This is a genomic window from Clostridium ganghwense, assembly GCF_026735165.1.
Classification (GTDB): Bacteria; Bacillota; Clostridia; order Clostridiales; family Clostridiaceae; genus Clostridium_H; species Clostridium_H ganghwense.
The window spans coordinates 450,671-473,146 of the sequence record NZ_JAPQES010000002.1; the positions used below are offsets into that span (position 1 = coordinate 450,671).

A 22,476-nucleotide genomic window follows, 5' to 3' on the forward strand; every position below is an offset into this window, starting at 1 on the left:
ATATACAAAGGATGAAAGGAATGATATTATGCAAAAAAGTATATATCCTAAACTGCTCTTAGCTTTTTTCGGCTTAATTTTAAGTACAATGATTAAAGGTAGTCCTGTTAAAAATTTATTTTCTGGAATTTTAATAGGATTAGTGTTTGTACTATTCATACAAATATTATGGGATTATAAGAATAATAAAAAAGCCAAGAAAGTTAATAACAATAAGACAATTAACCAAAACAAGAAAAACAAAAAAAGGAATAAAAAAAAGAAAAAATAAAATACACCAATCATATATCATGGAATTATAAAAACACCACAAATAACTTAATTAAAGTATTTGTGGTGTTTTTATATTATAGAATTAATTATAATCTTTTTAATATTTTTACAACTTCTTTTTCTGTTACAATTTTATGTGGATTAAATCTACCATTTTCAAGCTGCATAACTTTGTTTGTTACAATACTTTTAATTATATTAGGATTGCTGCATTCATTTATATCCAAAACATTAGCTTCTTTTAAATCAAAATCCTTCAGCATATATATAACCTGTGCAAGTTCCTCACGAGTTATCTTTCCCTTTGGATTAAATGTATTTTTATCACATTTAATATAGCCAGATAATACTGATGTTTCTATATAATCAAAATATGGACTAGATGTATCAACATCCTTAAAACTACCATATACATGACCTTTTTTCTTCTTATATGTTCTAGAAGTTGGAGTAAAAATCAACTTATGTTTTACCATTATAATCATTTTTGCAAGTTTTTCCCTTGTAAGTGGCTCATCACTATTAAAACATGATATGTCATCAAAAATTTCAGGATAAAACATTCTTTGAAGTTCTCTCATACCTTTTACATGCCTAAAAACAGGACTTGAAATAAGTTTCTCATCAATATTGTAAACTCTTCCATTAGCAACCCCTTTAATCTTATCAAATCCAGGTCTTATAGAAATAGAATGTGGATTACCCCCGGCATTCATTGAACCTCTTTGTGCTACATATACATCTATTTGCTTACCTTTTTCGAGTATTCTTTCTGCACCATAATCTGCTATACTAGTACTGTCATTTAATGCTTTAGCATCTTGTGCAATATTAATTCCTCCAGCGATTTCAATTGACTTTGCTGCAGTAGATTTTGGTGTTATTGTTCTACAATTAGTTTCTGTAGATTCAAAAAATACCTTTACTTTATTCTTAATTTTACTTGAATCTTTTTCAATTACATCCATTTCCTTATGAAAATCTTCAAGAAGCTCTTTAGCTCTTTTTTCTTTTCCTGTAAGCATTCCCAATTTTTCAATATATGAATCAAATTCGTCAAAACTCTCAGGATATAAGGATACTACATTTACCCCTGCATTCTCCAAAGCTTTAACAAAATCAGGACTATGTCTTTCTATAAATGGTCTAATAAGCACCAAATCAGGTTGAACTGATAAAATTGATTCTGTATCATCCTTATAACTATATACTTTTTTTGGTATAATCTTTGGTGGATAAGTATCACTTTTACCTCTTCCTATTATTTCTTCATCAAGTCCTAGTTCAAATAAATTTTCAGTATGAGCTGAATATAAGCTTATAATTCTTTTTGCTGGTTTATCCATTCTAATAGTTCTTCCTGAATCATCTTTAAACTCTATTTTATATTTTTTATTTGAACTTACTTTATCACTTTTAACTCCGCAACCAACAGCTGTAAATATCAGTAATAAAACTAAAACAACAGATGTTATTCTTTTTTTCATATTTTTACCTTTCTACTGCTCTATTCTTTTTCTTCCATTAGAGGATTTCCATCAATACAATCTTTTACATGCTGAACATAGATACTTTGTATTTTTTTATTTTCTCCTAATCCATGAAGGTAAGTATTTACCTTAAATCCTTCTTTCTTTAAAAGTATCTTCCATGAGTCGTCTTCGTCTCCAGCCATATCATTGTTAGCATGGTCTCCTGCAACTACCATAAACGGCATCAAAGTTACTTCCTTAATATTATCCTCTTTTAATCTTCTTATAACATTATCAAGTTCTGGTGTTCCTTCTACAGTTCCAACATAAACATTTTTTAATCCTTCTTCTTTAAGCATATAATCAAATAATGCATAGGAAGAATTTGCAGGATGTGAAGTACCATGTCCCATTAAAACAACGGCTTGTTGTTGATTCATTTTTGGAAGTTGTCCTTTTAAACCATCAATAGCAGCTTTATAATCTGAAGTTCTATATAATATTGGTCTTCCAAGTACTAATTTACCAAAAGCTTTATCTTTTTCAAACTTTTCAACCATTTCTTTTATTTCATCATATTCAATACCTGGAATGATATGTAGTGGTTGTACAATAACTTCACCAAATCCTTCTTGCTTTAATTTGTTTAAAGCTTCTTCTGGACTATCAACTGAAATACCATCTCTTTCCTTTAGTTTCTTTCTTATAATACTAGAAGTATATGCTTTTTTTACTTCATAATCTTTAAAAGTTTCTGCTATATTCTTCTCAACTGCATCTAGAGTTACTTTTCTAGTATCTGCATAGCTTGTTCCAAAGCTAACAACAAGTATAGCTTTCTTGTTATTATTTGCTGCAGATGTTGCTTTTGAATCTTCACTTTTTGATGTTTGTACTTTGTTTCCACATGCAGCAAATAAAACAACTGACATTAAAATTGACATTACAATTAAAATTCCCTTTTTCATTTTACCTCTCCTTTTCTTTTTTAAATAAAAAAATGGCTTCTTTCGAAACCAAGGAGATAGTGCAGTATATTTTTACATGAAATAGTAAAATAAATCATGAAATTAATACCTACACCTTCTCTCCCTCCGAAAGATGGTTGCATATATTTATTAGGCAGGTCTCCTGGCTCAGGTTTCTTCCGACTCTTCCCTTCCCAACTTATACAAGTCAGTGGTTATGAAGATTTGTCCACCTTTACAGTAGCGGGGGCTGCATCGGTTTTTCACCGATTTCCCTTTTAACTTTTTACTTTTTTAAAGTAAAAAGACCTTAATAAATTTAAATTATTATTACTGCTATTTATTGTAAGCATGTTATTTATCTAAGTCAAGCATTTTTTCCATTATTTTATCTTTGAAGATTTCTTACATTTATATTTTTATTCCAATTCTAAGGAGTTATGTATAAACCTTCCTTTGACCTTAAAAACTTCAAATAAAGTTTTTTCGTTAAGTACTTCTTCGCTTTTGCCAAATTTGTTTACGGTTCCTTCTTTTAGTATTAAAATTTCATCACAGTGTTTTCTTGCCATAGATAAATCATGCATTATAAAAATAATCATTTTGTTTTCATTCTTAGCTTTTTCCTTTAATAATTTTATAAATTTGACTTGATAATATATATCCATATTACTAAAACCCTCATCAATTAAGATTATTTCTGTACTCTGACATAAAGTTTTTGCAAATTGAACTCTCTGACGCTCACCACCACTTAGTTCTGTAATTTTACTATATCTCATAGGAAAAATATCAGCATCCTTCATTGATTTTTCAATGATTCTTTTATCTTCATCATTTAATACTCCATTATTAAATGGATATCTACCCATAGCAACTATTTGTTCCACTGTATAAGGAAACTTAACGTCAAAATTTTGAGACATAAGAGCTATCTTTTGTGCTAATTCTCTCCATTTATAAAGTTGTATATCCTTTCCCTCTAAAAAAATACATCCTTTATTTATTTCGATTAATTTTGTTACAGCAGAAAGTAATGTACTCTTTCCAGCACCATTAGGTCCTATAATTCCATACATTTTTCCTTTTTCAAATTCCAAATTAATTGAATGTAGTATTTGTTTTTTTCCTATATACACATCTAAATTCTTTATTTTCAGCATTTATATTACCTCTTTCCTTTTAATAAATATGTAGCAGAAAAAAGGTCCTCCAACTAATGTTGTTAAAACACCAACTGGCAGTTCATGGTTTAATACAACTCTTGTAAGAGTATCAGCACCTAATAGCAATAAAGAACCTAATATTGCACTTACAGGAATAACTCTTTGATTATCTGCTCCTATTAAAAGTCTCGTAAGATGAGGTACCACTAGCCCCACAAAGCCAATTATTCCGCATAGTGAAACACACATAGCAGTCATTAAAGCACATATTATCAAAAACAATTTATTTATAAAATCATAGTTTACACCAACTAATAAAGCTTCTCGTCGTCCCATTGTCATAATATTGAGTTCTTTTGAATATTTAAAACAAATTATTGTACCAACCAATGCAGTTACAGTAACCATAAGTACTTGAAATATAGTTTTAGACCCTAAATTACCCATCAGCCAGTTAATCATTGATACTGCATCTTCATCTGCAATACTCTTAAAAAAACTTACTCCAGCCTGACAGATAGAACTTACTATTATACCAGCCAAAACCAAATTAGTTATTGTAAGTCTACCTTTTAATCCTGCAATTTTTATAACCAATATCAATACTAATAAAGAAAATACTATAGCATTAAATTGAATAGGAATATTTTTCTCAAATACAATATTAATATATATTGTTAAGCAAGCTCCCAAAGCAGCTCCTGAAGATATACCTAAAGTATATGAATCTGCAAGTGGATTATTAAGTAGACTTTGAAGTACAGCACCACTAACAGCTAAAATACATCCTGCCGAAATTGCTAATATAACCCTTGGAAGCCTTATTTTAATTAAAATCGTATCTCTAATAACTTCATTCTTTAGAGTAAATAAATTTACTTTTCCACATACCAAAGCTGTAATAGTAAGTATAGTAAGGAGTAAAATGAAAATTACAATAACTGAATAGAATTTTTTATTTGAATTTCTCATGAATTCTCACAATCCACTTCAGTATGATTTTTAAGATATTTGTCTATATAAATTTTTATTACAGCCATCGTAGGTACAGCTAAAAGCATTCCAGTAACTCCAAATAATTTACCGCCAATAGTTACTGCAAATATTATTAAGAATGGACTAAGCCCTACCTTACCACCTATTAACTTAGGATCTAAATACCATGCATCAAATTGCTGAAGAAAAAACAGGAATATTAGTACCTTAACAGCCCTCATAGGATTAAAGAAAACATTTATTACAAAAGCTATTATCATTCCTATAAACGGACCAAAATAAGGTATCATATTTGTAATACCAACAATTGGTGCTATTAACCAAGTATAAGGCGAGTTCAAAAATGTAATTCCTACAAAGCAGATTATAGCTATAATTGATGAATCTATAGCTTTTGTTCCTATATAAAGAGATAGCATATAATGAATATTTTTTAAAAGTTTTACTAATCTCTCTCCATTTCTTCTCTTTAAAACAATATAAGTAAACTTCTTTATAGTCTTTATAAAAACCTCTTTATCATATAATATATATATTGATATTATAAATCCGAATATCATATTTATAAGAGAAGTTGTAAAAGATATAGTTTTTGCCAAAATTGTATCTAATGATATCATGAGCATATTTGTTATCTTTGGAATAACGGAAGTTATATTTTTATTTTTTAAAAAGTCTGTTGAACTAATATTATTTAGTAATTTCGTTTTTGAGACAAAATTAGTTATCCAAGCTTGCGTTTGTCTAGAAAATTCAGGTATGTTCTTCAATAAATCAGCTAAATTTGCAGCTATTTTAGGTAATAATATAGTAGTAAAAACTGCTATTAGACTAATTATTAGAGCATACGTTAATGCCATACTTAAAGATCTCTTTAACTTAAATTTTCTTTCTAGAAATGACATAAGCGGATTTAAAATATAAGCTATTATAAAAGCAAAAATAAATGGCGATAAAATAGCAATCAAATTATCTATTACTGAAAAAACAGAATCATAATTATCTATAATCTTTATCAATACAAATGACACAACAACTGCAAATATTAAATTAATATATGGAATTTTTTTATTATATAACAAAATATAAGTTCTCCTTTCCCCTCTTTATCTTTTCTCTATAGCCACTAGTATAGGTGGATTATTTATCTGATTTACAAAACTCAACTCAATTACATTGTATTCTTTTTGGTTTAAACTTTTAGCAAAATTTTCAATAACTGTTTTTTCTTCTTTTCCTTCCTCATGTCCATGATATATAACTAATATAACCACTCCATTTTTTTGTAGTAATTCCAATGACTTTTGTATAGCTATTAAAGTCGTATCCGGCTTTGTTGTAACCTTATGTTCCGCTCTTGGAAGGTATCCTAAATTAAACATAATAACTTTAACTTTTTCTTTTATATATTTATCTATATTTTCATGTCCATCATTAATAAGCTCTACCAGTCCATTAATATTATGATTTTTAAGCTTTTCTCTAGTATTTTTTATAGCACTGTCTTGAACATCAAAAGCATATACCTTCCCCTCTTCCCCTACTAACCTGGATAAAAATACAGTATCGTTTCCATTTCCCATAGTAGCATCTACAGCTACATCACCATTTTTTAATTTTTTAACACATATTTCCTTCCCTAAATTCATAGCATTTGTCAAATAATTATTGTCCATATTATCAGCTCCTAGTGTAATTTATAACATATTAAATCTTACTTTTTAATTTTAGAATTAACTTCTAACTTATCATGAGTTATTCTTCCATCTCCTGAAATAGGTATAGTCTTACCTAAATATTTTGGTTCCGGTTTAAGTATATTTACAAACACAAAATCCTTACATCTAGCAGCAACTTCTCTCATTTTATATTTGTCCATATTAATATATTGTCTCTTATCTGAAGCAACGCCATAAGCTTCAATCCCCATTTTCCTTGCAAGATAAACTGATCTCATAAGGTGATAACCTTGTGTTACAATAATAACTTTTTTTACTTTGAAAATCTCTTTTGCTCTATACATACTTTCATATGTACTAAATCCAGCATGATCCAAAAATATATTTTTACTTTCAACATTTTGCTCTTCAATATAATTTTTCATTGCATTTACTTCATCATAATTAACTTGTCCATGATCACCCGTTAACAAAAATTTATCAGCTTTATTTTTATTATATAACTCTAATGCTGTATCTAATCTATCTGAAAGTATTGGTGAAACTATACCGCCTCTAAAAACTGCTGCTCCTAGAACAAGCACTGCATCAACCTTTGGTGCTGCTTCTGGTTTTACAATATATTTTGCTCCTTCTTTCTTCACATGACTATCTATTAAAAATATAGTTACTGCCCCAATAATTATTGTTAATAAAGCAAAACTTATTAATTTTTTTAGTTTTTTCATCATTTGTTTTCCCTCCCTTTATCTTTGAATATATCACATATAACTATAATATATATCTTGAGGATAATTCAATACGTTAAGAAATATTTAAGAAAGGTTCTACTTAAAAGCCTTTATAACTAAAGCATAAGAATCATTTTTGAATTGTTCCTTCAAAAAACTTCCATATACATTGATTTCTGAAAATCCTGCTTCTTTTATCATACTTATAATTTCATTACTCTTCATAGGCAGTAAAGCTCTACTATTTGTATATTTTTCTTCTCTTTCTTCTTTTGAAATTAATAACTCTGTTTCAAAATAAATTAATTCTTCCATCTTTGAGTAGTTATATTTTCTTATGAATTTAACCCCCTCCGCCTCTCTATCAATAGTAGGTAATGATTTTATATTATTCTTCAATATTCTATCATAGTTAATTGTTTGAATTACGATAGAACCATTACTATTAAGTAATCCATACATGTCGTTAATTAAGCTTTTAATTTCTTCTTTTGTATTGAGATGTACCAATGAATTACCTATACAAAAAATTCTATTATATTTTGACTCTTCAAATTTATCTTTAATTTTTGTCATATCATATCTGATAAAATCTATATTTAAATCACCTTTTTTATATTTAGCTTTTTCTATCATTTTTTCATCTAAATCAATGCCAGTAACTTCATGTCCTAGTTCTCCTAAAGCTATAGAATATATGCCAGTACCACATGCTAAATCTATGATTTTTGAATTTTTTCTTAAATCCTCGCTTAAAAACTTAACTGTATTCTTATTTTTAGGAAAAACAATATCATATACCTTACTTAATTCCTTGTAAAAATTCATGAGTATGCACCTATTTCCTTTCAAGTATGTTAAATTTTAAAAAATCTCCTTCATTTAAATATATTATTGACTAAATTTATGTTCTTTATAGCTTTTTAGAATAAATGTATAACTTAGTAATCCTTTCTATTTACTAAATAAAATTTTTCCTATATTATAAAAGTAAAATGTTAAACTATAACTAACATTATCAAACACATAGGCAGGTGAATAAAATGAATATATTAATAGCAGAAGATGAGCAAGATATAAGAGAACTTTTGGAGCTTCACTTAAGCAAAGAAGGTTATACAGTATTTGAAGCTGAAGACGGTATTCAAGCTCTAAAAATATTTAATGAGCAAGATATAGACTTAGCTCTACTTGATGTCATGATGCCAGGAATGGACGGTTTCAAAGTAATAAAAAAAATAAGACAAACTAGTGAAATACCAGTTATTTTCTTAACTGCAAGAGTGGAAGATACCGATAAAATCTTAGGTCTTGGTTTAGGAGCAGATGATTATATTGTAAAACCATTTAGTCCAATAGAGGTTATTGCCAGAATAGCTGCCCAACTTAGAAGGTACTACAAATATACAAGTGGCCATCTAAATGATCAACTAACTATTGGAGATTTAAAACTTGACAAAGAAAGTTTTACATTATATAAATTTGAACAACTTGTAGAATTAAATCCTAAAGAGTATAAAATTTTAGAACTTCTTATGGATAATGCAGGAAAAGTATATACTAAAAAGCAATTATACGAAGCAGTATGGGAAGAACCTTATTATGGTGATGACAATACTATAATGGTACACATTAGCCATTTAAGAGATAAAATTGAAGATAATCCAAAAACCCCTAAATATCTAAAAACTGTAAGAGGTATAGGATATAAATTTGAGAAGGTACAGTCATGAAAAAGCAAAAGAAAAAAAGGAAAAGAAAAATAGCCAATTTACTTTTAAGAAATTATGTGTTTTTATATTTCTTAATGACTTTTATTCTTTTAGTAACTTTTATAATAACAATTTATGTTGCCAGTATTTCAATTAGAAATGTTGATGAAACAAAGATCATAGCCTCTGAGATAATGAGAGATGACTATAAAAACATTGATACCTCTTATATACTTAAGGCTAATGGTTTTATAGAAATAATTGATAGTAATTTAAATGTAATATATAGAAAAGGAACTCCTATTGAAAATAAGAAAAAATATACAAAAGAACAATATTATAAAATGCTAATAAATAATAGAAACAATGATCAATATGAAGATGAATATATATATAGTTTTTCCTATAATGAAAATAAAGATTTTTTACTAGTGGCAGTTGTTCCTAATAAGGATTTGCAAGACTTATATAATAAAAAATCTAAAATTAAACCTAGCTTTTTACTAAAATCTGTATTGTTCTTTTATCTAATAACACTTATATTAGGAATACTACTTTATTCAAGATTAACCTCCAAAACCTTTGTTACTCCTCTAAAAATTCTTTTAAATGGAGTTAAAAGAATTACCGCTGGAGATTACTCTACAAGAATTGATTTGAAATCACGAAATGAATTTGGTGAACTAAGAGACGCCTTTAATTTAATGGCAGCAAAAATAGAAGAACAAAGAGATCTTAAGGAAAAATCAGAAGAAAACAGAAGAAGACTTATTATGGATATATCTCACGATCTTAAAAATCCACTTGCAAGTGTCATAGGATATTCGGATTACCTTATAAAAAACCCTAAAATATCAGAAGAAGAAAGAACTAAATATTTAACTGTTATAGAAAACAACAGTATACGTGCTAACAACTTAATTATAGATTTATTTGAATTTTCTAAGTTTGAAAATACAGATTTTAATCTTCAACTTAGAAAAGGAGATATATGTGAGTTCTTAAGAGAACTTATTGCCTCATATATACCTCAAATGGAAGAAAAAAATATAAACTATGATTTTGATATACCAGAAAAAAGTATTTTTGTAAATTTCAATGCCAAAAGTATGGATAGGGCTATAAGCAATCTTATAATAAATAGTATTAAATATAATCCGCCTAATACAAATCTTACTATAATAGTTAGAGAAATATTGGACAAGGTAGAAATTGTTATTAAGGATGACGGCATAGGAATCCCCAAAAAACTTGCTAAAGATATTTTTGAACCTTTTGTAAGAGTAGACTCCGCTAGAAATTCTAAGAGTGGTGGAACAGGACTAGGTCTTGCTATAACAAAAACCTTGATAAAAAAACATGGAGGAAGCATTGATTTAGAAACTGATAAAAGTATGGGATGTAAATTTACCATTACCTTGAAAAATTATATATAAATAAAAAAAAACACTAAATTTAAGGTTGTTTTAAGATTTCCATAAGGCTTATATAAGATAAAACTGATATCATATAGTAAAGTAATGATAATTTAGGGGGTAAGTATAATGGTTAAAATTAAAAATGCCATACCTAATGCTTTTACGTTAAGCAATTTAGCTTGCGGAATTATATCTTTAATTATGAGTTTTCAGGGAAATTATAAGTTATCATGCTATTTTATAATACTAGCAGCCTTAATGGATAGATATGATGGGAGAGTAGCAAGATATTTAAATGTTTCTAGTGAATTAGGTAAAGAATTGGATTCTTTAGCTGATCTTATCTCCTTTGGGGTAGCTCCTTCAATACTTGTATTTAATTTAAACAGCTTTCAGCAGTTAGGTATTGCTGGATATATTTTAGTCTTAATTTTTCCTATTGCAGGAGCATATAGACTTGCAAGATTTAATATTACATCCTTTGATGGAGCATTTGCAGGTATACCAATAACTGCTGCGGGTATGTTATTAGCTTTGTATTGTCTATTAACTGTAAATAGGACAATGTCTTCTCAAATAACAATATTTTTAATAATTATTCTCTCTTATCTTATGGTAAGTAATTTAAAATTTAAAAAGATGTAAAACATTATTTGAATTAGAGCATATTTGAGATGATAATATGGAAATATATAAAATTTAATTAGCTTATATTAAAAAGAGTATCTTAGTTAACCTAAGGTACTCTTTTGTTTTTGAAATATACTGCATTTATTTACTTGCCCCTATACGTTCTCTTTCACTAATGACAGAATGTGTTCAAATTTCACATACATTTCTAATAATATCTAGCTTTATTGCTAACAATAGTCTTAGGTTAATTTTATATAAGGAGGTATATTTAGTGTGCTCAAATAATTTAAAAGAAGAAAAATTTAAAATGTTAGATAACTTCATTAATACAGTTCCAAATGATCAAAGCGCTTTAATTGAAGTACTTCATAAAGCACAAGCAATCTTTGGTTACCTTCCAGAAGACGTTCAAAGTTATGTAGCTTATAAATTGAATGTACCTGTGGCCAAAGTATTTGGGGTAGTATCCTTTTATTCCTATTTTACAACAGAACCAAGAGGAAAATATGTAATAAATGTTTGTATGGGAACAGCTTGTTTTGTAAAAGGAGCTAATTTAGTTCTTGAAGAGTTTGAAAGAGAATTAAATATAAAGGCTGGTGAAACTACTAAAGACGGTAAATTTACCATTGAAGTTCTAAGATGTGTTGGAGCTTGTGGTCTTGCTCCTGTAGTTACAGTTAATGATAAAGTTTATGGTCACTTTAAAAAAGAAGACGTAAAAGAATTATTAGAATCATACTCAGAAGAGGAGGTTTAAAACTTGAACAAAATTAATTCCTTTGAAGAACTTCAAAAAAAGCATGATGAATTTAAAGAACTTTTGAAAATGCGAAAATTATCTCATGATGAAGAAATACTAACTGAAAATAAAAAATGTAAAAGAGAAATTTTAGTTTGTGGTGGAACTGGGTGTAAAGCTTCTAACAGTTATGATATCATAGAAAATCTGAAAAATGAGATTAGTAACTCAGGATTATCAGATCTTGTAACAGTTCATATAACTGGATGTTTTGGATTTTGTGAAAAGGGCCCTATAGTAAAGATAGACCCAGATAATGTTTTCTATGTTCAGGTTAAACCTGAGGATGTAAAAGAAATAGTTGAACAACATTTATTAGAAGGACATATTGTAGAGAGACTTTTATACGAAGAACCAACTCTAAAACAAAAAGTAAAAAGACAGGATGAAATGTCTTTTTACAAAAAACAATATAGAATTGCCCTAAGAAATTGCGGTCTAATTAACCCTGAAGATATAAAAGAAGCTATTGGTGCTGAAGCATATTTAGCTTTAGGCAAAGTAATCACTAGCATGAACCAAGATGAAATTATACAGTTAATTTCAGACTCAGGTTTAAGAGGAAGAGGTGGTGGTGGATTCCCTACTGGTCGAAAATGGTCTTTTGCAAAACAATATGATGCTGATCAAAAATACATTATTTGCAATGCAGACGAAGGTGACCCAGGTGCTTTTATGGATCGTTCCATTTTAGAAGGTGATCCTCATAGCGTTCTTGAAGCCATCGCAATATCCGGTTATGCTATAGGAGCTTCTAAAGGTTTTATCTACATAAGAGCAGAATATCCTCTTGCCATAGATAGGCTCAGAATAGCTATAAATCAAGCACATGAATATGGACTTCTTGGTAACAATATTTTAGGAACAAACTTTAGTTTTGATCTTGAACTAAAATATGGTGCTGGTGCATTTGTATGTGGAGAAGAAACTGCTTTAATCCATTCTGTTGAAGGCTATCGTGGTGAACCTTCAAACAAACCACCATTCCCTGCTCAGAGTGGCCTTTGGAATAAACCAACTAGTGTAAATAACGTTGAAACCTTTGCTAATATACCAGCTATAATAAATAAGGGGGTAGATTGGTTTACTTCAATCGGTACAGAAACTTCCAAAGGAACTAAAGTATTTGCTCTTGCAGGTAAGATAAATAATGTTGGTCTTGTAGAAGTTCCTATGGGAACAACTTTAAGAGAAATAATATATGATATTGGCGGTGGAATTAAAGATAACCGTAACTTTAAAGCCGTTCAAACAGGAGGACCTTCTGGTGGATGTATTCCATCATCCCTTTTGGATACTCCTATAGATTATGAATCATTAAACAACATAGGTTCTATGATGGGTTCTGGTGGTATGATTGTTATGGATGAAGATAACTGTATGGTTGACATTGCAAAATTTTATCTTGAATTTACTTTGGACGAATCTTGTGGAAAATGTACTCCATGTAGAATTGGTAACACTCGTCTCTATGAATTACTAGATAAAATCACCAAAGGCAAGGGAACAGAATCAGATTTAACAAATTTAAAAGAACTTGGTCAAATTGTAAAAGATACTTCACTTTGTGGCCTTGGTCAAACGTCACCAAATCCAATCTTAAGTAATATGAAGTACTTTAAAGATGAATTTGAAGCTCATGTAAAAGATAAACACTGTCCTGCTGGTGTATGTAAAGATTTATTACGCTTTGAAATAACAGATAAATGTATAGGATGTACTAGATGTGCAAAAGAATGTCCCGTAACCTGTATTATTGGAAATGTTAAAGAAAAACATGTTATTGATCAGGAAAGATGCATAAAATGCGGTACTTGTTATGATGTCTGCCCTGTTGACGCAATAATAAAAAAATAACATAAAAAGAGGTGAAAATTTTGAGTTTAGTAACTTTAACTATAAATGATAGAGAAGTTCAAGTGGAAGAAGGAACAACAATATTAAAAGCTGCCGAAAAGCTTAATATTCATATACCAACATTATGTCATTTTAAACTTCACGATGATAGAACTATAAATGACCCTGGCTCCTGTAGAGTTTGTGTAGTAGAAGTAGAAGGCAGAAGAAATTTAGCACCTGCTTGTTCAACTCCAGTAGTAAACGGTATGAATGTTAAAACAAATTCTATAAGAGCCATAAAAGCTCGTAGAACTGTTGTAGAACTTCTTCTCTCAGACCATCCACACGAATGCTTATTATGTGAGAAGAATATGAATTGTGAACTTCAATCTTTGGCAGCAGAGCTTGGAGTTCGTGAGATTAGATATGAAGGTAAAATGTCTACTTATCCAACTGATAATTCAAGTTATTCTATAATTAGAAATATGGATAAATGTATTGTTTGCAGACGCTGTGAAACAATGTGTAACGAGGTTCAAATGTGTAACGTACTAAGTGGAATTAATAGAGGTTTTAATACTGTTGTAGCACCTGCATTTAATATGTCTTTATCTGAAAGCAATTGTACATTCTGTGGTCAATGTGTAGCAGTTTGTCCTACTGCTGCTTTAACAGAAGTAAACTTTACTCCAAATGTTTGGGATGCAATAAATGATAAGGATAAAATTGTTCTTGTAGAAACAGCTCCTGCTATAAGAGCAGCACTTGGTGAAGAATTTGGTCTAGAACCTGGAACTTTAGTAACTGGAAAAATGGTTTCTGCACTTCGAGCTATAGGTTTTGATTATGTATTTGATACAGATTTTGGTGCAGATTTAACTATAATGGAAGAGGCTGCTGAATTTATTCACAGACTAGAACATGGTGGAAGACTGCCTATGCTTACAAGCTGTTGTCCGGCTTGGATAAATTTACTCGAACATCGATTTGCTGATTTATTAGATATTCCTTCCACCTGCAAATCACCACACCAAATGTTCGGTACAATAGCTAAAACATACTTTGCTGAAAAAATAAATGTAGACCCTAAAAACATCGTCGTAGTTTCTGTTATGCCGTGTCTTGCTAAAAAATATGAAGCTTCAAGAGAAGAAATGCAAATAAATGGTATACGTGATGTAGATGTTGTAATAAGCACAAGAGAATTAGCAAAAATGATTAAAGAAGCAGGTATTGATTTTGTTTCTTTAGAAGATGATGATTTTGATAATCCTATTGGAGAATCTACAGGTGCTGCTGTTATTTTCGGTGCATCCGGTGGAGTAATGGAGGCAGCTGTTCGTACAGCTTATGAATGGATAACTGGAGAATCTGGTTCACCTTTAGAATTTAAATCAGTAAGAGGTTATGAAGGCGTTAAAGAAGCTTCTCTTAAAATAAAAGATATGGATATTAATGTTGCTGTAACAAATGGGCTTGGAAATGCAGTTAAATTACTTGACAATATTAGAGAAGGAAAAGTAAATTATCATCTAATCGAAATTATGGCATGTCCAGGTGGATGTATTGGTGGAGGAGGTCAACCATATATCTATGGTGATACATCAATACTTCAAAAGAGAATCGAGGCAATTTATAAAGAAGATAAAAATAAGCAATATAGAAAATCTCATGAAAATCCATCTATCCAAAAATTATATAAAGAATTTTTAGGTGAACCTTATGGTGAAAAAGCTCATAAGCTTCTTCATACTTACTATGTAAAACGTTAATAACTATTATTTAAATTACAACTTAAAAATAATACCATAATATTTTATATATTATGGTATTATTTTTAGCAAATATATATTTAATTTATAATTAAATTTCTTTATTCATATCTCAATGCATCTATAGGATTAAGTGATGCTGCCTTTTTAGCAGGATATATTCCAAAAAAAATTCCTATAATAGATGAAAATAGAATTGTTCCTATTATAACCTTTGTAGACAATTCAGGAGTTATTCCAGCAACATTTCCAATCAATTCAGCTCCTACAATTCCTGTTATCATTCCTATTGTTCCTCCTATCACGGATATAATTACAGATTCAGTTAGAAACTGTATAAGAATCATACTAGTAGTTGCCCCTAATGCTTTTCTTATACCGATTTCTCGTGTCCTTTCAGTTACAGATACAAGCATTATATTCATTACACCAATCCCACCTACTATTAATGATATACCAGCAACAGCTCCTACAAAAGTTGTAAATATACTTAATACCCTATTCACTTGTTCTAGTTGTTTCATTATACTTTCAGCACTATATATCTCTTTTCCTTTATTATTATGTCTTACCTCTAGTACATCTATAGCTGCTTTTGAAACATTCTCAGTTTCTTCTTTTGAAGACGCTGCTATTTTTATATTACCAATAGCAAATCTATAAGGATACAACTCCCCCATTAATGTTACTGGTATACTTACAAAAGCAGGCAGTTCATCATTATCTCTCCCTCGCAAAATTCCTGATATACCTTTTTTTACTCCTATTATTGTAACTTTTTTAGTTATAGAATCATTTCCTAACTTCACAGTTTTACCTACTACATTTGGATATCCAAACAGTGATTTTGCAGCCTCTTCATTTAAAACTCCAACAGCTTTACCTTCTAAATATTCCTTATTACTAAAATATCTACCATAAATAATCTCTTCATTATCTATATAAGCTAGTTCTTCATTTCCTCCACTAATATAAGCTCTTTTACTTTTTATATCAGAACTGATTTTTCCCATTTTCTGATATAAAGGACTTATGTATTTTACATCTTGTAAAACTTCTTTTATTTTTTCAACATCTTTAACTGTGAAATAATCACTCTTATCCCCAGACGACTTTACTTTTATTTCTACTGCAAACGCTCCAATTTTTTCAAATTGTCCAATTATTGCAATTCTTGCCCCCTGACCAATGGCTACAATAGCGATTACCGAACTAATCCCTATAATTATTCCCAACATAGTAAGGAATGAACGCATTTTGTTACCTTTTATACATTCAAAAGCCATTTTGCAATTTTCAAAAAAATTCATCTTTTTCTCCTTTACTCTGAAAGCACCCTAACTTTATTCCTAAATATTTTTATTATTTTCTATACTCTCTCTAATTAAAGTTCCATTTTTTATAGAATTACCTGGATTTAAAATTACTTTTTCTCCTTTCTTTAATCCTTCTATAACCTCAATTTCACTATCAGATTGAATACCTGTTTTTATAATCTTTTCTACTGCTTTATTATCTTGTACTACATATACAGTATCAATTCCATTAGTATCCTTTTTAACCGCTTCAATAGGAATTTTTATAACATCTTTCATTTCAGAAAGTAAAATATCCATATCTACATCAAATCCTATTTTTAATCCTGAAGTATCGCTTTCTATATCACTTTCTATACCTAATAAAGTACCTTGCCCTGACGGTACACTGGTTTTATATGCAGCTGGATTCACAAATGAAACCTTTCCCCTATACTCTTTACCTTTATTATTTATTAAAACTTCCTGTCCTACCTTTACACTGCCAGCATGATATTTCCCTACTAAAGCTACAACTTTCAAATTTTTTATATCTTCTACTTTAACAGCAGGTTTAACTCTATTATCCACAGCTCCGTCCACAACATTCACTTCTGTTACAGTTCCCTTGTTCTCTGCAATAATTTTATATTTTGTACTCTTAATCTGTTTTTGGACAGATTCTAAAGCTATTTTTGCAAGTAAAATAGAATTCTCTCCTTGTTTTATCTGATCATCTGATATGGGAGTTATAGATTGTTTTTGATTCTTTAAAGTTAATAGTATTTGCTCATCTTGTGGCTCTTTACTTCCTTCTAATGCCTTTATTTCTTCTTCTAATAACTTTATTTTATTATCAATTTTATTCTTTTTATTTTTCAGATCATTTTGGCTAAGTACCGCATTATCGTATTGTATTTGTGCTTGTTTCACCTGTAAACTTAAATCTGGTATATCATATGTAATCAAAACATCTCCCTTTTTAACAGTATCTCCAACTTCTACATTTACATTTTTCACCTTTCCTCCTGTACCAAAATAACTTTTACTTTTTTTAGACTCAACATCTCCTGTTAATGATAAATAGGATTTCACATTTCCTTTTTCCACTAATCTAGTTTTTACCTGTACATATTTAGCTTCGTTTTTAGATATAATCCTTAGTGCAATAGCTCCTACTAGGGCTAAAATTATAATCACCCATGTGACTATCTTCTTTCCCATAGCTTCCTCCTCAAAGTATATTTTTATATCCATAAATAGATTTAACTAAAAACTTAAATATATTCATTTATGTATAAATTAAACCAATAAAGCACTATAAAATATTATATTGGTTGATATTACCTTGTATCATATTATAATTTTTTATTGGAATGAAGCATAAAATAAATTATAATATTTATTATTAATATCACTAGAAAAGGGGAATGACGTTGGCAAAGATTAGTGAAAATAAACTAAAGCTTTATGGATTTAATAATTTAACTAAATCACTAAGTTTTAACATTTACGATATTTGTTATACAAAAACTGAGCAAGATCGAAAAAAATATATTGAATATATTGATGAGCAGTATAATTCTGAAAGACTAACAAGAATTCTAACAAACGTTACAGAAATTATAGGGGCAAGTGTTCTAAATGTAGCTAAACAAGATTATGATCCTCAAGGAGCAAGCGTAACATTGCTAATTTCAGAGGAAGAAGTTCCCTTATACGTACTTGACCCATCTTGTAATAGAGGACTTTTAACTCCAACTCGTGAAAATATAGTAGGACATTTAGATAAAAGTCATGTAACAGTTCATTCATATCCTGAAAGTCATCCACAAAATGATATAAGTACTTTTAGGGTAGATATAGATGTTGCTACTTGTGGAACAATTTCTCCTTTAAAAGCTTTAAATTACTTAATAGATAGCTTTGATTCAGATATTATTACTATAGACTATAGAGTTAGAGGATTCACTAGAGATGTTGATGGTAAAAAACATTTTATAGATCATAAAATCAACTCTATACAAAACTTCATTGCTAAAAAAACATTAGATAAATACAGTTTAATTGATATGAACATATATCAATCTAATATATTTCATACAAAAATGAGACTAAAAGATTTTGAGCTTCATAATTATTTATTTGAAATTAAAGAAGAACATTTAACAGAACAAGAGAGAGAAGATATTATTCATAATCTTAGCAAAGAAATGACAGAAATATTTTATGGTAAAAATATTTCTAATGTGTAAATTTTATAGTTTCTAATATTAAAAATATAACAATTATTAATATCATAATGATACTAGCCCAGCCTATTGTGAATCACCACATAAGCTGAGCTAGTATTTTAACTTTTATTGTCTTTTTGTCATAAGTGCTTTCACAAACACTTCAGCAGATCCTATATTTGTAGCAAGTGGAATTCCATGAACATCACATATCCTTAAAAGCGCAGAAACATCTGGCTCATGTGGCTGTGCTGTAAGCGGATCTCTTAGGAAAATAATCATGTTCATTTTTCCTGTACAAACTCTTGCTCCTATTTGTTGATCTCCACCTAAAGGACCAGACAAGAATCTATATACATTCAGTTCTACCTTTTCCCCAATAAGTTTACCTGTTGTGCCTGTTGCAAATAGCTCATGTTCTTGAAAAACATTTCTATACCTCTTAACTAAGTCAATTAATTCTTCCTTTCTGTTATCATGTGCTATTAATGCTATCTTCATGATACATCCCCCCCTAAAAGTTAATTTTTTTCTTTCGCATACCTATATTTAAAACTAGCCCTATAGACATAAAGCTAGAAAGTACGGAACTACCCCCATAACTCATCAGTGGTAAAGTTATACCTGTAATAGGCATAAGTCCAATTGTCATTCCTATATTTTGAAATATAGAGAATAAGAATGTTGAAATAACTCCTACAGTTACTATACTTCCCAATATATCTTTAGATTCTTTAGCTATTTTTATAAACTTATATGTTAACATACCGTAAAGAAATAATAAGAATATTGCACCTAAAAGTCCCCATTCGTCACCTACAACTGAAAAAATAAAGTCTGTATGAGCTTCTGGAACATTACTACCCGCTATTTGAAGCCCATGAGTAAAACCTTCTCCTAATATCTTTCCAGACCCTATAGCCATTAAGGATTGATTTAATTGGAATGCCAATCCTCTACTATAAGCTTCAGGATTTAAAAATGAAAGTAATCTTCCTTTCCAATATGTCTTCATTAATGGTGAATTCCATATGATTGCAATGAGGCATACTATACTAGCTAGTCCTCCGAAAATAACCTTCAAATCAAGTCCAGCAATAAAAAATATTCCAAGTACTATAAAAAAGCTTACCATTGTCATTCCCATATCCGGTTGTATTACTATTAAAAGCATTGGTAAAACTGCATAAAATATTAACTTAAAAAAGTTTTTAGGTTCATTAATCTTTCCTTCCATATCATCTAATTGTTTAGCTAACATTACTATCATTCCGAGCTTCGCAAATTCAGATGGCTGAATAGATATACTACCTATACTTATCCACGAATTTGCACCTTTATGGACACTTCCAAGAACCCAATTATTTAATATTAACAATATAATTCCTGCCCAATATATTACAGGAGCATAATTTCCTATTAAAGTGTAATCAACTAGTAAAATTACATATACCACAAAACATCCTATAAAAAGCCATATTAATTGTCTCTTAGCAAAAAATATTCCCATACTTCTAAACGTAGCACTATATATATTAATACAGCTAAATAACACTATAAGAATTGTTATAATTATAATTCCATAGTCTAATTCTCTCAGTAATTTTTTACTTATCTTTAATTTTTCAAACACCTTTATCCCTCCATTACACATACGATTATATCATATAAACACAAAAAAACTATGTATAAGTTTTAAATTATACATAGCTTTTATTGTTTAATTATCTTTCTTTCATTTTCTTTATAGGAATACTAGCAATTAAAGCTGGTGAAGTTCCCTCAACTTCTTTCGTTCTAGTTAGTCTTACATCTATATCTCCATCATCAATTATCACATATTTAGATATCACTTCTAAAATATCACTTTTCATCATGTCTAAAAGTTCAGGCGAAATATTAGATCTATCGTGGATTAATATTAACTTCAGCCTATCCTTGGCCACTTCTTTAGAGGAAGGCTTACCTGAAAACAACTTAAATAAATCCATGTAATCTCCTCCTATTTAAATTTAAATATTTTCTTTATTGATGCAAAAAATCCAGTTTCCATACTTGTAATAGGAGTAAAAGGGATTTCCTCTCCTAATATTCTTTTAGCAATATCGTTAAATGCTTGTCCAGCCGCTGCTTTACTATTTAAAACTACAGGTTCTCCTTTATTAGTAGCTACAGTTATTTCTTCATCTACTGGTACAATCCCTATTAACTTTATAGCTAAACTATCAAGTATATCACTTACATCTAACATATCCCCTCTTTTTACCATTTCATAATCTAGCCTATTCACTATTAGCTCATGGTTATCTAATCCTTTAGCATCTAGCTTTCCAATAACTCTATCAGCATCTCTCACTGAAGTAACCTCTGGATTTACAACGATAAGAGCCCTATCTGCTCCCACAATAGCATTTTCAAATCCCTGCTCTATTCCTGCTGGACAATCAATGATTACATAGTCAAATTCTTCTTTCAATCCTTTAATTAGATTTAACATTTGTTCTGTGCTAACATCATTCTTATCTCTAGTTTGAGCTGTAGGTAATAAGCATAGATTTGAAAATCTCTTATCTTTAATAAGTGCTTGCTTTACTCTGCATCTTTCTTCTACTACATCAAGTAGTGTAAAAACAATTCTGTTTTCAAGTCCCATAAGCACATCTAAATTTCTAAGACCAGTATCTCCATCTACTACAACTACCTTCTTACCAAGAGAAGCCAGTGCAGTTCCTATATTAGCAGTAGTTGTTGTCTTTCCTACTCCACCTTTACCTGACGTTATTACTATAGCTTCGCTCATATATTTTTCCTCCATTATACAAATTTATTAGGTAAATAAGGCTCTACAATTATTGTATCGTCTTTTATTTTAGCAACTTCAGGATAATATGTTTTTTCATCGTCTTCTGGGGCTCTTGTCATTACATTAGCAATTTGAAGTATTTTAGGCTGCAGGCTAAAAGCTGCTATTATAGCTTTTGTATTTCCTGTACTACCTGCATGGACATTTCCTTTTAAGTTTCCCAAAACTATTATGTTTCCAGCAGCGTAAACCTCAGCTCCTGGATTAACATCTCCTATTATTACAATATTTCCTGCATATCTTATAATTTGTCCACTTCTTATAGTTTTACGGTAAAATTTAGTACGTCCCTCGTAGATACCAGAAAATACTCTATATTTCGTTTCTTCTTTATCTTCAAAAATACAATCTTTAATTAAAAACTCTTCAAATAGTATATCCTTTAATTTTATTATATCTCTTTCGGTAAGTTCTTTTAGTTGAGTTGTTATTTTTATAGTAGCACCCTTATAAAATCTCTTTCCACTAATTAATTTTTCAACGAACTCTTCCATCATTTCATCAAAATCTCTGAACTTATTCATATCAATTACTGCATTTAATCCATCTTTATTGCCTTTTATTATTAAACCGCCCTTAACCATACCAAACCTCCATAAATGCCCTTGTTTTATATTTCAACA

Annotated in this window: 23 protein-coding genes and 1 riboswitch; of the genes, 8 read left to right on the top strand and 15 right to left on the bottom strand. The window is 29.5% G+C overall.

Annotation, left to right across the window (positions count from 1 at the left end; translation table 11 throughout):
• Positions 1 to 28 precede the first annotated feature (28 nt).
• A complete protein-coding gene (locus OXH55_RS08820; protein ID WP_268049549.1) occupies positions 29 to 271 on the top strand; it encodes a hypothetical protein in 243 nt (80 codons plus the stop codon).
• 88 nt (positions 272 to 359) lie between these two features.
• Here the strand turns inward: OXH55_RS08820 and OXH55_RS08825 are convergent, their stop codons facing one another.
• The 8 genes from OXH55_RS08825 to OXH55_RS08860 form a co-directional block, all read right to left on the bottom strand.
• Complete coding sequence (locus OXH55_RS08825) at positions 360 to 1,760, bottom strand: ABC transporter substrate-binding protein (RefSeq protein WP_268049551.1); 1,401 nt, start codon at positions 1,758 to 1,760, stop codon at positions 360 to 362.
• A 20-nt stretch (positions 1,761 to 1,780) separates the two neighbouring features.
• Positions 1,781 to 2,713: a sirohydrochlorin cobaltochelatase gene (locus OXH55_RS08830; protein ID WP_268049552.1), complete on the bottom strand. Its 933-nt coding sequence runs from the start codon at positions 2,711 to 2,713 to the stop codon at positions 1,781 to 1,783.
• A gap of 136 nt (positions 2,714 to 2,849) precedes the next feature.
• A riboswitch (cobalamin riboswitch) is annotated at positions 2,850 to 3,042 on the bottom strand.
• A gap of 90 nt (positions 3,043 to 3,132) precedes the next feature.
• The gene (locus OXH55_RS08835; RefSeq protein WP_268049553.1) at positions 3,133 to 3,876 is read right to left on the bottom strand and encodes an ABC transporter ATP-binding protein; all 744 of its coding nucleotides are present in this window, start codon (positions 3,874 to 3,876) and stop codon (positions 3,133 to 3,135) included.
• Entirely contained in the window at positions 3,877 to 4,851 is a 975-nt protein-coding gene (locus OXH55_RS08840; RefSeq protein ID WP_268049555.1) for a FecCD family ABC transporter permease, read from the bottom strand.
• Positions 4,848 to 5,957, bottom strand: a complete 1,110-nt coding sequence (locus OXH55_RS08845) for an AI-2E family transporter (RefSeq protein WP_268049557.1) — start codon at positions 5,955 to 5,957, stop codon at positions 4,848 to 4,850. The genes OXH55_RS08840 and OXH55_RS08845 overlap by 4 nt, the downstream gene beginning before the upstream one ends.
• A gap of 24 nt (positions 5,958 to 5,981) precedes the next feature.
• Positions 5,982 to 6,551, bottom strand: a complete 570-nt coding sequence (gene mnmM, locus OXH55_RS08850) for a tRNA 5-(aminomethyl)-2-thiouridylate-methyltransferase MnmM (protein WP_268049558.1) — start codon at positions 6,549 to 6,551, stop codon at positions 5,982 to 5,984.
• 38 nt (positions 6,552 to 6,589) lie between these two features.
• Positions 6,590 to 7,285: a SanA/YdcF family protein gene (locus OXH55_RS08855; RefSeq protein WP_268049559.1), complete on the bottom strand. Its 696-nt coding sequence runs from the start codon at positions 7,283 to 7,285 to the stop codon at positions 6,590 to 6,592.
• A 96-nt stretch (positions 7,286 to 7,381) separates the two neighbouring features.
• A complete protein-coding gene (locus tag OXH55_RS08860) occupies positions 7,382 to 8,113 on the bottom strand; it encodes a class I SAM-dependent methyltransferase (RefSeq protein ID WP_268049560.1) in 732 nt (243 codons plus the stop codon).
• 215 nt (positions 8,114 to 8,328) lie between these two features.
• Between OXH55_RS08860 and OXH55_RS08865 the strand changes: the two genes are divergently transcribed.
• The 6 genes from OXH55_RS08865 (at position 8,329) to OXH55_RS08895 (ending at position 15,461) form a co-directional block, all read left to right on the top strand.
• On the top strand, positions 8,329 to 9,018 hold the full coding sequence (locus tag OXH55_RS08865) for a response regulator transcription factor (RefSeq protein ID WP_268049561.1): 690 nt from the start codon (positions 8,329 to 8,331) through the stop codon (positions 9,016 to 9,018).
• Positions 9,015 to 10,433, top strand: a complete 1,419-nt coding sequence (locus OXH55_RS08870) for a HAMP domain-containing sensor histidine kinase (RefSeq protein ID WP_268049562.1) — start codon at positions 9,015 to 9,017, stop codon at positions 10,431 to 10,433. Before OXH55_RS08865 ends, OXH55_RS08870 begins: the two co-directional genes overlap by 4 nt.
• Before the next feature lie 108 nt (positions 10,434 to 10,541).
• The gene (gene pssA / locus OXH55_RS08875; RefSeq protein ID WP_268049563.1) at positions 10,542 to 11,060 is read left to right on the top strand and encodes a CDP-diacylglycerol--serine O-phosphatidyltransferase; all 519 of its coding nucleotides are present in this window, start codon (positions 10,542 to 10,544) and stop codon (positions 11,058 to 11,060) included.
• Between the two features lie 259 nt (positions 11,061 to 11,319).
• Positions 11,320 to 11,808 carry an NADH-quinone oxidoreductase subunit NuoE family protein gene (locus OXH55_RS08880; protein WP_268049564.1) on the top strand — a complete coding sequence of 163 codons (489 nt, stop codon included), beginning with the start codon at positions 11,320 to 11,322 and terminating at the stop codon, positions 11,806 to 11,808.
• 3 nt (positions 11,809 to 11,811) lie between these two features.
• Positions 11,812 to 13,707, top strand: coding sequence for an NADH-quinone oxidoreductase subunit NuoF (locus tag OXH55_RS08890; RefSeq protein WP_272508996.1), 1,896 nt, complete (start codon positions 11,812 to 11,814; stop codon positions 13,705 to 13,707).
• A 20-nt stretch (positions 13,708 to 13,727) separates the two neighbouring features.
• Entirely contained in the window at positions 13,728 to 15,461 is a 1,734-nt protein-coding gene (locus OXH55_RS08895; RefSeq protein ID WP_268049565.1) for an NADH-dependent [FeFe] hydrogenase, group A6, read from the top strand.
• A gap of 101 nt (positions 15,462 to 15,562) precedes the next feature.
• Here the strand turns inward: OXH55_RS08895 and OXH55_RS08900 are convergent, their stop codons facing one another.
• Together OXH55_RS08900 and OXH55_RS08905 are read right to left on the bottom strand one after the other, a co-directional pair.
• The gene (locus OXH55_RS08900; protein ID WP_268049566.1) at positions 15,563 to 16,771 is read right to left on the bottom strand and encodes an ABC transporter permease; all 1,209 of its coding nucleotides are present in this window, start codon (positions 16,769 to 16,771) and stop codon (positions 15,563 to 15,565) included.
• 39 nt (positions 16,772 to 16,810) lie between these two features.
• Positions 16,811 to 17,980: an efflux RND transporter periplasmic adaptor subunit gene (locus OXH55_RS08905; RefSeq protein ID WP_268049567.1), complete on the bottom strand. Its 1,170-nt coding sequence runs from the start codon at positions 17,978 to 17,980 to the stop codon at positions 16,811 to 16,813.
• A gap of 212 nt (positions 17,981 to 18,192) precedes the next feature.
• Here OXH55_RS08905 and speD point away from each other — a divergent pair, with 212 nt between their 5' ends.
• Positions 18,193 to 19,011 (top strand): adenosylmethionine decarboxylase, encoded by an 819-nt coding sequence (gene speD, locus OXH55_RS08910; protein WP_268049568.1) that lies wholly within the window; start codon positions 18,193 to 18,195, stop codon positions 19,009 to 19,011.
• Between the two features lie 105 nt (positions 19,012 to 19,116).
• On the opposite strand, the gene mgsA is transcribed toward speD, so the two are convergent.
• The 5 genes from mgsA to minC form a co-directional block, all read right to left on the bottom strand.
• Complete coding sequence (mgsA, locus tag OXH55_RS08915; protein ID WP_268049569.1) at positions 19,117 to 19,491, bottom strand: methylglyoxal synthase; 375 nt, start codon at positions 19,489 to 19,491, stop codon at positions 19,117 to 19,119.
• A 13-nt stretch (positions 19,492 to 19,504) separates the two neighbouring features.
• Positions 19,505 to 20,623, bottom strand: coding sequence for a rod shape-determining protein RodA (gene rodA, locus OXH55_RS08920; RefSeq protein WP_268049570.1), 1,119 nt, complete (start codon positions 20,621 to 20,623; stop codon positions 19,505 to 19,507).
• 91 nt (positions 20,624 to 20,714) lie between these two features.
• On the bottom strand, positions 20,715 to 20,981 hold the full coding sequence (gene minE, locus OXH55_RS08925; RefSeq protein ID WP_268049571.1) for a cell division topological specificity factor MinE: 267 nt from the start codon (positions 20,979 to 20,981) through the stop codon (positions 20,715 to 20,717).
• Between the two features lie 11 nt (positions 20,982 to 20,992).
• Positions 20,993 to 21,790: a septum site-determining protein MinD gene (gene minD, locus OXH55_RS08930; RefSeq protein WP_268049572.1), complete on the bottom strand. Its 798-nt coding sequence runs from the start codon at positions 21,788 to 21,790 to the stop codon at positions 20,993 to 20,995.
• Between the two features lie 14 nt (positions 21,791 to 21,804).
• Positions 21,805 to 22,437, bottom strand: coding sequence for a septum site-determining protein MinC (gene minC, locus OXH55_RS08935; RefSeq protein WP_268049573.1), 633 nt, complete (start codon positions 22,435 to 22,437; stop codon positions 21,805 to 21,807).
• Positions 22,438 to 22,476 lie beyond the last annotated feature (39 nt).

Coding starts and splice junctions, on each gene's coding strand:
- OXH55_RS08905 (WP_268049567.1), bottom strand. CDS start 17,980: ATGGGAAAGAAGATAGTCACATGGGTGATTATAATTTTAGCCCTAGTA.
- OXH55_RS08835 (WP_268049553.1), bottom strand. CDS start 3,876: ATGCTGAAAATAAAGAATTTAGATGTGTATATAGGAAAAAAACAAATA.
- OXH55_RS08855 (WP_268049559.1), bottom strand. CDS start 7,285: ATGATGAAAAAACTAAAAAAATTAATAAGTTTTGCTTTATTAACAATA.
- pssA (WP_268049563.1), top strand. CDS start 10,542: ATGGTTAAAATTAAAAATGCCATACCTAATGCTTTTACGTTAAGCAAT.
- minC (WP_268049573.1), bottom strand. CDS start 22,437: ATGGTTAAGGGCGGTTTAATAATAAAAGGCAATAAAGATGGATTAAAT.
- OXH55_RS08820 (WP_268049549.1), top strand. CDS start 29: ATGCAAAAAAGTATATATCCTAAACTGCTCTTAGCTTTTTTCGGCTTA.
- OXH55_RS08865 (WP_268049561.1), top strand. CDS start 8,329: ATGAATATATTAATAGCAGAAGATGAGCAAGATATAAGAGAACTTTTG.
- mgsA (WP_268049569.1), bottom strand. CDS start 19,491: ATGAAGATAGCATTAATAGCACATGATAACAGAAAGGAAGAATTAATT.
- OXH55_RS08830 (WP_268049552.1), bottom strand. CDS start 2,713: ATGAAAAAGGGAATTTTAATTGTAATGTCAATTTTAATGTCAGTTGTT.
- OXH55_RS08900 (WP_268049566.1), bottom strand. CDS start 16,771: ATGAATTTTTTTGAAAATTGCAAAATGGCTTTTGAATGTATAAAAGGT.
- minE (WP_268049571.1), bottom strand. CDS start 20,981: ATGGATTTATTTAAGTTGTTTTCAGGTAAGCCTTCCTCTAAAGAAGTG.
- OXH55_RS08840 (WP_268049555.1), bottom strand. CDS start 4,851: ATGAGAAATTCAAATAAAAAATTCTATTCAGTTATTGTAATTTTCATT.
- OXH55_RS08860 (WP_268049560.1), bottom strand. CDS start 8,113: ATGAATTTTTACAAGGAATTAAGTAAGGTATATGATATTGTTTTTCCT.
- OXH55_RS08825 (WP_268049551.1), bottom strand. CDS start 1,760: ATGAAAAAAAGAATAACATCTGTTGTTTTAGTTTTATTACTGATATTT.
- OXH55_RS08870 (WP_268049562.1), top strand. CDS start 9,015: ATGAAAAAGCAAAAGAAAAAAAGGAAAAGAAAAATAGCCAATTTACTT.
- minD (WP_268049572.1), bottom strand. CDS start 21,790: ATGAGCGAAGCTATAGTAATAACGTCAGGTAAAGGTGGAGTAGGAAAG.
- mnmM (WP_268049558.1), bottom strand. CDS start 6,551: ATGGACAATAATTATTTGACAAATGCTATGAATTTAGGGAAGGAAATA.